This window comes from Streptomyces sp. NPDC002176, assembly GCF_044903645.1.
Taxonomy (GTDB): domain Bacteria; phylum Actinomycetota; class Actinomycetes; order Streptomycetales; family Streptomycetaceae; genus Streptomyces.
The window spans coordinates 1-13,214 of sequence record NZ_JBJDQW010000002.1; the positions used below are offsets into that span (position 1 = coordinate 1).

At 69.4% G+C, this 13,214-nt stretch carries 12 protein-coding genes; 3 read left to right on the forward strand and 9 right to left on the reverse strand.

Annotation, left to right across the window (positions count from 1 at the left end):
• Positions 1–646 precede the first annotated feature (646 nt).
• From ACI2LY_RS08260 to thyX, 3 genes are all read right to left on the reverse strand, one after another.
• Positions 647–2,332 carry a ribonuclease J gene (locus ACI2LY_RS08260; protein ID WP_404706502.1) on the reverse strand — a complete coding sequence of 562 codons (1,686 nt, stop codon included), beginning with the start codon at positions 2,330–2,332 and terminating at the stop codon, positions 647–649.
• Between the two features lie 155 nt (positions 2,333–2,487).
• Complete coding sequence (gene dapA, locus ACI2LY_RS08265) at positions 2,488–3,387, reverse strand: 4-hydroxy-tetrahydrodipicolinate synthase (RefSeq protein WP_404706503.1); 900 nt, start codon at positions 3,385–3,387, stop codon at positions 2,488–2,490.
• Between the two features lie 231 nt (positions 3,388–3,618).
• Entirely contained in the window at positions 3,619–4,347 is a 729-nt protein-coding gene (gene thyX / locus ACI2LY_RS08270) for an FAD-dependent thymidylate synthase (protein ID WP_388994544.1), read from the reverse strand.
• 179 nt (positions 4,348–4,526) lie between these two features.
• Here thyX and ACI2LY_RS08275 point away from each other — a divergent pair, with 179 nt between their 5' ends.
• Together ACI2LY_RS08275 and ACI2LY_RS08280 are read left to right on the forward strand one after the other, a co-directional pair.
• On the forward strand, positions 4,527–4,763 hold the full coding sequence (locus ACI2LY_RS08275) for a hypothetical protein (protein ID WP_404706504.1): 237 nt from the start codon (positions 4,527–4,529) through the stop codon (positions 4,761–4,763).
• Between the two features lie 103 nt (positions 4,764–4,866).
• A complete protein-coding gene (locus tag ACI2LY_RS08280; protein ID WP_404706505.1) occupies positions 4,867–5,421 on the forward strand; it encodes a hypothetical protein in 555 nt (184 codons plus the stop codon).
• Positions 5,422–5,488: 67 nt separating this feature from the next.
• Here ACI2LY_RS08280 and ACI2LY_RS08285 read toward each other — a convergent pair whose 3' ends face one another.
• The 5 genes from ACI2LY_RS08285 to rpsO form a co-directional block, all read right to left on the reverse strand.
• Positions 5,489–5,941: a hypothetical protein gene (locus tag ACI2LY_RS08285; protein ID WP_404706506.1), complete on the reverse strand. Its 453-nt coding sequence runs from the start codon at positions 5,939–5,941 to the stop codon at positions 5,489–5,491.
• A gap of 13 nt (positions 5,942–5,954) precedes the next feature.
• Positions 5,955–6,707 (reverse strand): 4-hydroxy-tetrahydrodipicolinate reductase, encoded by a 753-nt coding sequence (dapB, locus tag ACI2LY_RS08290; RefSeq protein ID WP_404706507.1) that lies wholly within the window; start codon positions 6,705–6,707, stop codon positions 5,955–5,957.
• A gap of 38 nt (positions 6,708–6,745) precedes the next feature.
• Positions 6,746–8,125, reverse strand: a complete 1,380-nt coding sequence (locus ACI2LY_RS08295) for a M16 family metallopeptidase (RefSeq protein ID WP_404706508.1) — start codon at positions 8,123–8,125, stop codon at positions 6,746–6,748.
• On the reverse strand, positions 8,122–10,341 hold the full coding sequence (locus tag ACI2LY_RS08300) for a polyribonucleotide nucleotidyltransferase (RefSeq protein ID WP_388994561.1): 2,220 nt from the start codon (positions 10,339–10,341) through the stop codon (positions 8,122–8,124). The genes ACI2LY_RS08295 and ACI2LY_RS08300 overlap by 4 nt, the downstream gene beginning before the upstream one ends.
• A gap of 319 nt (positions 10,342–10,660) precedes the next feature.
• Positions 10,661–10,948 carry a 30S ribosomal protein S15 gene (rpsO, locus tag ACI2LY_RS08305; protein WP_030816847.1) on the reverse strand — a complete coding sequence of 96 codons (288 nt, stop codon included), beginning with the start codon at positions 10,946–10,948 and terminating at the stop codon, positions 10,661–10,663.
• 294 nt (positions 10,949–11,242) lie between these two features.
• Between rpsO and ACI2LY_RS08310 the strand changes: the two genes are divergently transcribed.
• A complete protein-coding gene (locus ACI2LY_RS08310) occupies positions 11,243–11,539 on the forward strand; it encodes a DUF397 domain-containing protein (protein ID WP_404706509.1) in 297 nt (98 codons plus the stop codon).
• Between the two features lie 74 nt (positions 11,540–11,613).
• On the opposite strand, the gene eccD is transcribed toward ACI2LY_RS08310, so the two are convergent.
• Positions 11,614–13,116, reverse strand: a complete 1,503-nt coding sequence (gene eccD, locus ACI2LY_RS08315; RefSeq protein ID WP_404706510.1) for a type VII secretion integral membrane protein EccD — start codon at positions 13,114–13,116, stop codon at positions 11,614–11,616.
• Positions 13,117–13,214 lie beyond the last annotated feature (98 nt).

A 13,214-nucleotide genomic window follows, 5' to 3' on the forward strand; every position in this document is an offset into this window, starting at 1 on the left:
GGTTCACAGCGTCCTCGCTGTGTTTTTTCAAAGGAACCTCGTCCCAGCAGATGCTGGAGACGGGGTATCAACTAAATCTGGCGTTGATTTTTGGCACGCTGTTGAGTTCTCAAGGAACGGTCGCTTCCTTTGTACTCACCCTCTCGGGCTTTCCTCCGGGCTTCCCTTCGGTGTTTCCGACTCTATCAGATCGTTTTCCGATCCGATTTCCTCGGTGCTTTCCAGTTCTTCGCTTTCGCGTTTCCCTTTCCGGCGGTTCCGACTCTATCAGATCCTTTCGGCGTCTGATTCCCAGTCAGAGGGGGTTGTCTTCCCGGCCCGCTGGGCCGTTCCGACGTCTCAAACTCTAGCCGATCAACCCCGGCAGTTCCTAATCGGGCTGCCGAGCCCCATTCGAATTGAATTCGGACGTGCCGAAAGCAATCCCGAGCGGGAGCCGAGCTGGTGGTTGAGTGCCGCTTTCGCGACGGAGGTGCCACCCACAGAACCGTTACGGCTCCGGGGCAGACCAAGGACTCTACGGATCGGCCATGGGGGTGTCAACCCGTGCTGTCAAGATTTTTTCGAGCGGGTGTTCCCCCCGGCGACGCACTGGGGCCCCTCGACCGGTGTCGAGGGGCCCCAGTGCAGGTCAGAGCGTCGCGGATCAGACCTCGACGACGACCGGGAGGATCATCGGGCGCCTGCGGTAGGTGTCCGAGACCCACTTGCCGAGCGTCCGGCGGATCAGCTGCTGCATCTGGTGGGGCTCCACGACGCCGTCCTGGGCCGACCGCTCCAGCGATTCCGTGATCTTCGGGAGGACCTCCGAGAACGCGGCGTCCTCGATACCGGAGCCGCGGGCCTGGATGTGCGGGCCGCCCGTGATCTTGCCGGTGGACGCGTCCATCACGACGAAGACCGAGATGATGCCCTCGTCGCCGAGGATCTTGCGGTCCTTCAGCGCGGGCTCGCGCACGTCGCCGACCGAGAGGCCGTCGACGTAGACGTAACCGGCCTGGACCTTGCCCGCGATCTTCGCCTTGCCCTCGACCAGGTCGACGACGACGCCGTCCTCGGCGATGACGATCCGGTCGTGCGGGACGCCGGTCGCGGCGCCCAGCTCGGCGTTGGCGCGCAGATGGCGCCATTCGCCGTGGACCGGCATGAGGTTCTTGGGGCGGCAGATGTTGTAGAAGTACAGCAGCTCGCCCGCGGACGCGTGGCCCGAGACGTGCACCTTGGCGTTGCCCTTGTGGACGACGTTGGCGCCCCAGCGGGTCAGGCCGTTGATCACGCGGTAGACCGCGTTCTCGTTGCCCGGGATGAGGGACGAGGCCAGGATGACCGTGTCGCCCTCGACGATGCGGATCTGGTGGTCCCGGTTGGCCATGCGGGACAGCGCCGCCATCGGCTCGCCCTGGGAACCCGTGCAGACCAGGACGACCTTGTCGGCCGGGAGGTCGTCGAGCTGCTTGACGTCGACGACCAGGCCCGGCGGGACCTTCAGATAGCCGAGGTCCCGCGCGATGCCCATGTTGCGGACCATGGAGCGGCCGACGAAGGCGACCTTACGGCTGTACTTCTGGGCGGTGTCCAGGATCTGCTGGATGCGGTGCACATGGCTGGCGAAGCTCGCCACGATGATGCGGCTGTGCGCACCGGCGAAGACGTTGTCCAGCACGTTGGAGATGTCGCGCTCGGGCGGGACGAAGCCGGGTACCTCGGCGTTCGTGGAGTCCGAGAGGAGGAGGTCGATGCCCTCCTCGCTCAGCCGCGCGAAGGCGTGCAGGTCGGTGAGACGGCCGTCCAGCGGGAGCTGGTCCATCTTGAAGTCGCCGGTGTGCACGACCATGCCGGCCGGGGTGCGGATGGCGACCGCGAGGGCGTCCGGAATGGAGTGGTTGACCGCGACGAACTCGAGATCGAAGGGGCCGATCCGCTCACGGTCGCCCGCCTCCACCTCCAGGGTGTACGGCCGGATGCGGTGCTCCTGGAGCTTGGCCTCGATCAGCGCGAGGGTCAGCTTGGAGCCGATCAGCGGGATGTCCGGCTTCTCGCGCAGCAGGTAGGGGACCGCGCCGATGTGGTCCTCGTGGCCGTGCGTGAGGACGATGCCGTCGATGTCGTCGAGGCGGTCCCGGATGGACGAGAAGTCCGGCAGGATCAGGTCGACGCCGGGCTGCTCCTCCTCGGGGAAGAGCACGCCACAGTCGACGATCAGCAGACGGCCGTCGTACTCGAAGACCGTCATGTTGCGGCCGATCTCGCCGAGACCGCCGAGGGGGGTGACCCGCATGGCGCCCTTGGCGAGCGGCGGCGGGGGGGCCAGTTCAGGGTGCGGATGACTCAAAAGACTCTCCTGACCAGACGCGCCACCTACCCGGAGGCACGTGGCGCGTATGACGTTCGGTGCGTGCGGTTGTCGTTATGGGGTGCGGGCACATGTGGCCCGCTGTGCTGTTGTGGGATTCAGTTGTGTGGCTCGGATGGTGCTGAAGTCTGTTGTCAGAGCTGTACCCCGCCGGCAGCAAGATCGATCTTGAGCTGGGCGATCTCCTCCGGGGAGCACTCGACCATGGGGGCGCGCAGGGGGCCCGCGGGCAGGCCCTGGAGGGCGAGCGCGGCCTTGGTGGTCATGACGCCCTGGGTGCGGAAGACGCCGGTGTAGACCGGGAGCAGCTTCTGGTGGATCTCGGCGGCCTTGACGACGTCGCCCGAGGTGTAGGCGTCCACGAGGGCGCGCAGGTCGGGGGCGACGAGGTGGCCGACGACGGAGACGAAGCCGACGGCGCCGACGGAGAGCAGGGGGAGGTTCAGCATGTCGTCGCCGGAGTACCAGGCGAGGCCGGAGCGGGCGATGGCCCAGCTGGCGCGGCCGAGGTCGCCCTTGGCGTCCTTGTTAGCGACGATCCGGGGGTGCTCCGCGAGGCGGACCAGGGTCTCGGTGCTGATCGGGACGCCGCTGCGGCCGGGGATGTCGTAGAGCATCACCGGGAGGCCGGTGGTGTCGGCGACGGCCGTGAAGTGGCGGTACAGGCCCTCCTGCGGGGGCTTGTTGTAGTACGGCGTGACGACGAGGAGGCCGTGTGCGCCGTCGCGTTCGGCCTGGCGGGCCAGTTCGAGGGTGTGGTGGGTGTCGTTGGTGCCGACTCCGGCCACGACGCGGGCGCGGTCTCCGACCGCTTCCACGACGGCTCGTACGAGGTCCGATTTCTCCGCGTCGCTGGTGGTGGGTGACTCGCCGGTGGTGCCGTTGACGATCAGGCCGTCGTTGCCTGCGTCCACCAGGTGGGCGGCGAGCCGCTGCGCGCCGTCGAGGTCGAGTGCGCCGTCCGCCGTGAAGGGCGTGACCATGGCGGTGAGGACCCGCCCGAAGGGGGTCTGCGGAGTCGAGGTCGGAGCCATGGGTGACACGCTACTCGGTACTCGATCCATGGTCTGCCCGTGGGGTGGCGGGAAAGTCAGGACAAAGTCGCGGTGACCCGCGGTGTACAAGGAGCCCGGCACTGCCTGCTCGGGGGTTCAAGCAGTGCCGGGTCCGTTTGATCAGGCTAGATGAACTTCTCTAAATGCCGCAATACGGACACTTCGGGAGGGTGATCCGTACATCCGTTCCGCGCGGGGAACAGGGCTTCGCTACGGGGCCACCCGGCCGTTGGCGTTGAAGGCGGCGTGCGTGAGCGGCATCAGCCGGGCCCACTCGGCCTCCAGCTTCTCGCCCACCATCTCGATCTCCCGCTGCGGGAAGGACGGCACCTTGGCCAGCTCGTGCTGGGTGCGCAGGCCCAGGAAGTGCATCAGGGAGCGGGCGTTGCAGGTGGCGTACATCGAGGAGTAGAGGCCGACCGGGAGGGCCGCGCGGGCGACCTCGCGGGCGACGCCCTCGGCGAGCAGCTTCTGGTAGGCGGCGTACGCCTGCTCGTAGGACTCCGTCAGGGTGTCGCGCACCGCGTCGTACTGGGCGGGGCTGCCCTCGACGAAGACGTACTTGCCCGGACGGCCCTCCTGGACCAGCTTGCGGGAGGTGTCGGGGACGTAGAAGACCGGCTGGAGCTCCCGGTAGCGGCCCGATTCCTCGTTGTAGGACCAGCCGACGCGGTGCCGCATGAACTCGCGGAAGACGAAGATCGGGGCGCTGATGAGGAAGGTCATCGAGTTGTGCTCGAACGGGCTGCCGTGCCGGTCCCGCACCAGGTAGTTGATGAGGCCCTTGGAGCGCTCGGGGTCCTTCTGCAGCTCGTCCAGGGACTGCTCGCCCACGGTGGAGACTCGGGCGGCGAAGAGGACATCGCTGTCCGACGCGCTGGATTTCACCAGTTCGACGGTGACATCGCTACGGAGCGTGAGCGGCTCGGGGGTGGTCACAAGGGTCCTTCCATCACTTCTGCGGTTTGCAGCCACCATACGGGGCACGCGCACCGGTCAGAGCAACACCTCACCTCAAAGATCGCATCCAGCGGTTTTCCGGACATGGGCACCTTTTGGGTCACTCCGTCGTCTGAAGGGGTGAGGTCGGTAGACCCCCGGAAGGAGACCCACCCCAGATGTTCCGTCGTCGTGAGCCCGTACCCTTCGCCTTCATCGCCGAGGCCGACAGGTTCCGCGGCAATGTCACTCCCCCGCCCCGTGAGCGCGCGTCCCGCGCCGAGCGGGCCGGGCGTTCGCTGCTCATGCTGACCCTGGTCGCCGGGATAGTGGGCGCGCTGATGGTCGGCATGCCCGCGCTGTCCACTCCGTCCGCGCCGCCTGCCGGTCAGTCGCAGGCGGCGCAGGGGCACTGACTCTCGTGGTGACCCTTGTGGCCGCCCACGGCTGGTGAGCCCCGCCACAGGCGGATAGCCTCACCGGGCACAAGCCCGTGCGAGGACCTTGCGAGGAACAGCCGTGCCCCTGCCCTTCCTGACGGCCGACCGCACTTTCGAGGCGGCCGACGAGAGCTCGCTGCCGTATGACGACCGGGACCGCTGGCGGCGCCCGTACCGCCCCGGCCCGTGGCGGGTGGGCGGGGCGGCGCTGGGGCTGCTGTTCTCCTCGTTCGTGCTGTTCGGGGCCGTGCTCACCGCCCTGACCGGTACCACCACCTCCGCCGGGGTCACCTTCGTGCTCGCCGCGGCGATCGTCCTCGGCGCGCTGCGGGTGCTGCGCATGGGCGTCTGGGTGAGCCCGCGCGGTCTGCGCCAGGTCGGCTTCCTGGTGACGCGTACGGTGCCCTGGCAGCGGGTCGTCTCGCTGCGGACGGCGCAGCAGCCGGTGCGCTGGCTGGGGCTGCCCCGCACCGTGCAGGGGCAGGCGTTGACGCTGGTCCGCGACGACATCGCCCCGGACGACACTCCCCCGCTCCTGACCACGCACACCCTGGACTTCCTGAACCGTCCCGCCGGGTTCGACCTGGCCTCGGACACGATCGAGGCGTGGGCCGCGGAGTACCGGCGCGGCTGAGGACGTACGCGTACGCCGAAGGGGCCGCCCGCGCTGTCGCGGGGCGGCCCCTTCGGCGTACGCGGGGTCAGACGGGGAGGTGGCGGCCGTCGTGCAGGGCGATGGCGCGCTGCATCGTCTTGCGGGCGCGCGGGGTGTCGCGGGCGTCGTGGTAGGCGACGGCGAGCCGGAACCAGCTGCGCCAGTCGTCGGGGGCGGCCTCGGTCTCGGCCTTGCGGCGGGCGAACACCTCGTCGGCCGAGTCGCGGTCGATCCGGCCGTCCGGGGTGCGGCGCAGTTCGTCGACGGGCAGGCCGCCCTCGGCCTCCAGCTCCGCGGCGAGCTGGTTGGCCCGGCGGACGAACTGGGTGTTCTTCCAGAGGAACCAGACGCCGATGACCGGCAGGATCAGCACGGCCACGCCGAAGGTGACGGTGAGGAGCGTGCCGGACTGGATGAGCATCACGCCCCGGCTGCCGACCAGGACGAAGTAGAAGACCAGGACGGCGGCCGTGACGAGGTAAGTGATCTTCGCGCGCATGAGATAGGGGTACTCAGCCCAGGTCGAGGAAGTGTTCGAGGCCGAAGGTGAGGCCCGGAGCGGACCCCACGCGGCGCACACCGAGCAGGATGCCCGGCATGAAGCTGCTGTGGTGCAGCGAGTCGTGGCGCAGGGTGAGGGTCTCGCCCTCGCCGCCGAGCAGGACCTCCTGGTGGGCCAGGAGGCCGCGCAGCCGGATCGCGTGCACGGGCACGCCGTCCACGTCGGCGCCGCGCGCCCCGTCCAGCGCGGTGACCGTGGCGTCCGGGGCCGGGGCGAGCCCGGCCTCGCGGCGGGCCTCGGCGATGAGCTGGGCGGTGCGGGTGGCGGTGCCGGAGGGGGCGTCCACCTTGTTGGGGTGGTGCAGCTCGACGACCTCGACGGACTCGAAGTACGGCGCGGCTACTTGCGCGAACTTCATGGTGAGGACGGCGCCGATGGAGAAGTTCGGGGCGATGAGGACGCCCGTCTCCGGGGACTGGTCGAGCCAGGCCCGCAGCTGCGCGAGGCGCTCGTCGGTCCAGCCGGTGGTGCCGACGACCGCGTGGATGCCGTGGCGCACGCAGAAGTCGAGGTTGCCCATGACCGAGGCGGGGGTGGTGAGGTCGACGGCGACCTGGGCACCGGCGTCGACCAGTGTCTCCAGCTTGTCGCCCCGGCCGAGGGAGGCGACCAGCTCCAGGTCCTCGGCGGCCTCGACGGCCCGTACCGCCTCGGACCCGATGCGGCCGCCTCCGCCGAGGACCGCCACGCGCAGCTTGCTCATCTCTTCGTTTCCTTACCGCAGTTGAGGTGCCGGGTGGGTCAGGCGACCGCGTCGTTCAGCCGGGCGGCCTGCTTGTCCTTCAGCGGGCCTATGACCGACAGCGACGGGCGCTGTCCCAGGATGTCGCGGGCGACGGAGCGGACCTCGTCCGGGGTCACCGCGGCGATCCGGGCCAGCATGTCGTCCACCGACATGTGGTCGCCCCAGCACAGCTCGCTCTTGCCGATACGGTTCATCAGCGCGCCGGTGTCCTCCAGGCCGAGCACGGTGGAGCCCCGGAGCTGGCCGATGGCGCGGGTGACCTCGTCGTCGGTGAGGCCGTGCTCGGCGACCTGGTCGAGTTCGTCCCGGCAGAGCTTCAGTACGTCGGTGACCTGGCTCGGGCGGCAGCCCGCGTACACCCCGAACAGGCCGCAGTCGGCGAAGCCGGAGGTGTAGGAGTACACGCTGTAGGCCAGGCCGCGCTTCTCCCGGACCTCCTGGAAGAGCCGGGAGGACATGCCGCCGCCGAGGGCGGTGTTCAGCACGCTCATGGCCCAGCGGCGGTCGTCGGTGCGGGCGAGGCCGGGCATGCCGAGGATGACGTGCGCCTGCTCGGTCTTGCGGCCGACCAGTTCGACACGACCCGCGGTACGGAGGGTGCGGCTGCCTTCGCGCGGGGCGATGGGCAGGGCGCCGGTGTCGCGGAGGGCGCCCGACTTCTCGAAGGCGGCGCGGACCTGGCGGACGACCTTGGCGTGGTCGATGTTGCCCGCGGCCGCGACCACGAGGTGGGTCGGGTCGTAGTGCTTCTTGTAGAAGCGGCGGATGCGGTCGGCGGTGAGGGCGTTGACGGTGTCGACCGTGCCGAGGACCGGGCGGCCGAGCGCGTTGTCGCCGAACATGGTGTGCGCGAACAGGTCGTGCACACAGTCACCGGCGTCGTCCTCGGTCATGGCGATCTCTTCGAGGATCGCGCCGCGTTCGACGTCGACGTCCTCCTCGCGGATCAGCGAGCCGGTCAGCATGTCGCACACCACGTCGATGGCGAGCGGCAGATCGGTGTCGAGCACGCGTGCGTAGTAGCACGTGTACTCCTTGGCCGTGAACGCGTTCATCTCGCCGCCGACCGCGTCGATCGCGGCGGAGATGTCGAGGGCGGAGCGCTTCTCGGTGCCCTTGAAGAGCAGGTGCTCCAGGTAGTGGGTGGCGCCGTTCAGCGCCGGGGTCTCGTCGCGGGAGCCGACGTGCGCCCAGATGCCGAAGGTGGCCGAGCGCACGGAGGGCAGCGTCTCGGTGACGACGCGCAGTCCGCCGGGGAGGGTGGTCCGGCGGACGGTGCCGATGCCGTCTCGGCCCTTGATGAGGGTTTGGGTACGGGCGACGGCCCGCGCCTCCGAGGAGGTGCGGGCCGTCGCCTTGAAGCCACGGGACGTCACTGGTCGGCGTCGTCCTTCTTGTCGTCCGAGCCGTCCTCGCCCTCGACCACGGGGATCAGGGAGAGCTTGCCGCGGGAGTCGATCTCGGCGATCTCGACCTGGACCTTCTGGCCCACACCGAGGACGTCCTCGACGTTCTCCACGCGCTTGCCACCGGCGAGCTTGCGGATCTGCGAGATGTGCAGCAGACCGTCCTTGCCGGGGAGCAGGGAGACGAACGCACCGAAGGTGGTGGTCTTCACGACCGTACCCAGGTAGCGCTCGCCGACCTCGGGCATCGTCGGGTTGGCGATGCCGTTGATCGTGGCGCGGGCGGCCTCGGCGGACGGTCCGTCCACCGCGCCGATGTAGATCGTGCCGTCGTCCTCGATCGTGATGTCGGCGCCCGTGTCCTCCTGGATCTGGTTGATCATCTTGCCCTTGGGGCCGATGACCTCACCGATCTTGTCGACCGGGATCTTGACGGTGATGATCCGCGGGGCGTTCGGGGACATCTCGTCGGGCCGGTCGATGGCCTCCATCATCACGTCGAGGATGTGGAGACGGGCGTCGCGGGCCTGCTTGAGGGCCGCGGCCAGGACGGAGGCCGGGATGCCGTCCAGCTTGGTGTCGAGCTGGAGGGCGGTGACGAAGTCCTTCGTACCGGCGACCTTGAAGTCCATGTCGCCGAAGGCGTCCTCCGCACCGAGGATGTCGGTGAGGGTGACGTAGTGCGTCTCGCCGTCGGCCTGCTCGGAGATCAGGCCCATGGCGATACCGGCGACGGGGGCCTTGAGCGGCACACCGGCGTTCAGCATCGACATGGTGGAGGCGCAGACCGAGCCCATGGACGTCGAACCGTTGGAGCCGAGGGCCTCGGACACCTGACGGATCGCGTAGGGGAACTCCTCGCGCGTCGGCAGCACCGGCACGAGCGCGCGCTCGGCGAGGGCGCCGTGGCCGATCTCGCGGCGCTTCGGGGAGCCGACGCGGCCGGTCTCACCGACGGAGTACGGCGGGAAGTTGTAGTTGTGCATGTAGCGCTTGCGGGTCACCGGGGAGAGGGTGTCCAGCTGCTGCTCCATGCGGAGCATGTTCAGGGTGGTGATGCCCAGGATCTGGGTCTCGCCACGCTCGAACAGCGCCGAGCCGTGCACGCGCGGGATGGCCTCGACCTCGGCGGCGAGCGTACGGATGTCCGTGACGCCGCGGCCGTCGATGCGCTTCTTCTCCTTGATCACACGCTCGCGGACCAGCTGCTTGGTCAGCGAACGGTAAGCGGCGGAGATCTCCTTCTCGCGGCCCTCGAACTTCGGGAGCAGCTTGTCGGCGGCCAGACCCTTGACGCGGTCCAGCTCGGCCTCGCGCTCCTGCTTGCCCGCGATGGTGAGGGCCTGGGCCAGCTCCGGCTGGACGGCCTTCTTCAGCGCCTCGTACACGTCGTCCTGGTAGTCCAGGAAGATCGGGAACTCGCCCTCGGGCTTCGCGGCCTTGGAGGCGAGGTCGGCCTGGGCGCGGCACAGCACCTTGATGAAGGGCTTGGCGGCCTCGAGACCGGCGGCGACGACCTCCTCGGTCGGCGCCTCGGCGCCGCCCTCGACCAGCTTGATCGTCTGGTCGGTGGCCTCGGCCTCGACCATCATGATCGCGACGTCGCCGTCCTCCAGGACGCGACCGGCGACCACCATGTCGAAGACGGCGTCCTCGAGCTCGGTGTGCGTCGGGAACGCGACCCACTGGCCGCGGATCAGCGCGACGCGGACGCCGCCGATCGGGCCGGAGAAGGGCAGACCGGCCAGCTGCGTCGACGCGGACGCGGCGTTGATCGCCACGACGTCGTACAGGTGGTCGGGGTTGAGCGCCATGATCGTGGCGACGACCTGGATCTCGTTGCGCAGGCCCTTCTTGAAGGAGGGGCGCAGCGGGCGGTCGATCAGGCGGCAGGTGAGGATCGCGTCCTCGGAGGGGCGGCCCTCCCGGCGGAAGAAGCTGCCGGGGATCTTGCCCGCGGCGTACATCCGCTCCTCGACGTCCACCGTGAGGGGGAAGAAGTCGAGCTGGTCCTTGGGGGCCTTGGAGGCGGTGGTCGCCGACATCACCATGGTGTCGTCGTCCAGGTACGCCACGGCGGAACCGGCGGCCTGCTTGGCCAGGCGGCCCGTCTCGAAGCGGATGGTGCGGGTGCCGAAGGAACCGTTGTCGATGACGGCCTCGGCGTAGTGGGTCTCGTTCTCCACTAGCGTTTTCTCCTCGTCTTCGTCCCGCTCGCCCGTGTGGCGGGGGGACAGTGGGAGAAGCGCTCCGGCTGGTGCGGGCCGGTCTTCGATCGAAGCACCCAGGGGGTTCGTATGCCCTGGGGGCCACTACCGAGGACCGGCGGCGGTGCGGTGCGCGTCTCCTCGTTCTGTGTCGTACGTGATGCGTTGTGCTAACACCCTACAAAGGGAGACTGACAGTCCGCATGTTTCCGTACCTGCCGCGGGTGCGGGAGGCGGGCACGTACAGCAAAAAAGGAGCGGCTCCCGATCGGATCGGGAACCGCTCCCTCATGGCGACTTACTTGGCGCCGGCCGCACCGCGGCGGATGCCGAGGCGGTCGACCAGGGCGCGGAAGCGCTGGATGTCCTTCTTGGCCAGGTACTGCAGCAGGCGGCGGCGCTGACCGACCAGGATGAGCAGACCACGGCGGGAGTGGTGGTCGTGCTTGTGAGCCTTGAGGTGCTCGGTCAGGTCGGAGATCCGGCGCGACAGCATGGCGACCTGGACCTCGGGGGAGCCGGTGTCGCCCTCCTTCTGGCCGAACTCGGCGATGATCTGCTTCTTCGTAGCGGCGTCGAGAGACACGCGTACTCCTCATGATGGTTGCCGCCGAGTGCCCCCGGTCTGAATCTCGGGGGAGCTTCCGTTACTCGGGAGGCGGGGACTCGCTGAGCGCGGCCTCCAGAGCGGGGGCTCGGGGGGTGCGTACACGAACGGCCAAGAGTCAGGGTACCAGCAGCTCGGCATCGACTGGACGGGGTGCGGTGCGCCGGGAGCGGGACGGCTTTCCGTCCCGAATCGCTGACCAGGCAGAACCCCGGACAGTATCGTGCGTCCCAGCTCACCGGCGGGACCCGCCGGAGAAAGGACGACGCCGCGATGGCCGACACCGACAACATGGAACTGAAGGCTCGCAAGGAACGGGAGCGCGACGAGCTGTACGCACTCGACATCACGGACGTCGAGTGGCGCTGCGCTCCGGGTGCCGAGGAGCACGAGGAGCGGGTCGAGATCGCGGACCTGCCGGACGGAGCGGTGGCGATGCGCTCCTCCCTCGATCCGGACACCGTGCTGCGCTACACGGCGGCCGAGTGGCGGGCCTTCGTGCTGGGTGCCCGGGACGGGGAGTTCGATCTGCGCCCCATGGAGCACAACGGGGGCCTGACGGCCGACTGATCAGAGCGACGGACGGGGCGGCACCTGAGGTGCCGCCCCGTCCGCGTGTCCGTGCCCTACCGCGGGCCGGGCCGTCAACTGGTCATCGCCCGCGCCCGCGCGTACACGTCGAACACCGCCAGGGCCAGCGGGATCAGCGTCAGCAGGACGAAGCTCTCGGCGATCTCGAGGAACCGGCCCCAGAACGGCGTGACACCTCGTCGCGGGATGATCAGGGCGATGGCCGTGACCAGCGCGATCGCTCCGCCGACCGCCACGGCGAGCCAGACGCTGCGGATGTCCAGGCCGGCGGTGTCGCCCTGCGCGGCGTCGATCAGGTAGGCGTGGGGCGGGTTCAGCGCGAGCCCGAGACCGAGGAAGACGATGCTCGAGAGTCCGGCGGCGAGGGTGGCGGCCACCTGGGCCGTGTAGCGGAACAGGTGTGCGCGCATCAGCATCGCGACACCGGTTGCGAGGGCCAGCAGCTGCGCCCAGAGGTTACTGGAGAAGCCGAGCACGATCGACGCGCCCACGGCGAGCAGGGCGCAGCCACCGACGAGGCCGACGAGGAGTTCGTGGCCTCGCCGGGCCCGCGCCGCGATCTGCTCGGTGTCCACCGGCTCCTTCGGCGCGGTTTCACCGGTGTTGTACGAGCCACGGGACGGGTTCGGCGGTTCGAACCCGATGGGCAGCCGTGCGAAACGCATCGAGAGCCCCGGCAGGAAGGCCAGGGCCACGACCGACAGCGGCGCGCAGACGGCGGCCGTCTCGATCGGCCTCAGGTCGGCGAGAATCGCGATGAAGGTGGTGGCCAGGCCGGTCGCGGAGGCGAAGACCAGGGCGACGAAGGGACTGTCCCCGCTCGGTGAGATCAGGGTCAGCACCACGGACGCGACGAGGACCGTCGCGCAGGCGAGCAGGAACTGGAGCCGCCCGATGCCCTGTCCTTCGGACAGTGGCAGCAGTCCGGACCCGGCGACGGCCACGTTCGGCAGCGCCCCCAGTCCGAGGGACACCGTGGAGCCCCGGTCGTCGTAGACCCGGGCGCGCACGCAGGCGACGGTGGTGAGCAGCACGGCGGCGACGGCGGCGATAACGCCCTGGAGGCTGTGCATGTCGTGGCGGATCTGGGAGGTCCAGGCCACGAAGGCGAGCAGCGCGGGCAGGATGCCGCCCGCCACGAGACCGGCCGAGCGCGTCAGGTCGCCGCTCCACAGGGTGCGGTCGCGGGTGACGGCCGCGGCCACCGCCTCGGAGACGTCGTCGAGGACGGCCGGCGGCAGCGACTCGGCGAACGGGCGCAGGGTGAGGAGTTCGCCGTCGAGTATGCGCTGCGCCGCGAAGGACCGCGCTCCGTCGAGGACGGTGCCGTCCCTGCGGACGAGGTGGTAGCCGACCGGGGCGCCCTCGGCGGGACTCTGCCGGGAGAGTCGCAGTATCTCGGGATACAGGTCGGCGACCGGCACGTCGTCCGGCAGGGCCACGTCGATACGGCTGTCGGGCGCCACGATGGTGACGCGGCAGAAGCCGAAACCGGTACCCGCGCCGGAGAGGGTCCCGGCACCCGGTCCGCCCGTCGTGCCGACTGTCACGCTCACCTTCTCGTCCCCCTGTTACCCCTGCGAATTGCCCGGTTTTCCCGGAGCGATTCGCAACTGCTCACGCGTCTCAACGGCACCCTACCGCGCAGCGTCAG

What these genes read in the sequence shown, in the direction of transcription:
- dapA (WP_404706503.1), bottom strand. Translation starts at nt 3,387, where the DNA reads ATGGCTCCGACCTCGACTCCGCAGACCCCCTTCGGGCGGGTCCTCACC.
- ACI2LY_RS08275 (WP_404706504.1), top strand. Translation starts at nt 4,527, where the DNA reads ATGTTCCGTCGTCGTGAGCCCGTACCCTTCGCCTTCATCGCCGAGGCC.
- ACI2LY_RS08285 (WP_404706506.1), bottom strand. Translation starts at nt 5,941, where the DNA reads ATGCGCGCGAAGATCACTTACCTCGTCACGGCCGCCGTCCTGGTCTTC.
- dapB (WP_404706507.1), bottom strand. Translation starts at nt 6,707, where the DNA reads ATGAGCAAGCTGCGCGTGGCGGTCCTCGGCGGAGGCGGCCGCATCGGG.
- ACI2LY_RS08310 (WP_404706509.1), top strand. Translation starts at nt 11,243, where the DNA reads ATGGCCGACACCGACAACATGGAACTGAAGGCTCGCAAGGAACGGGAG.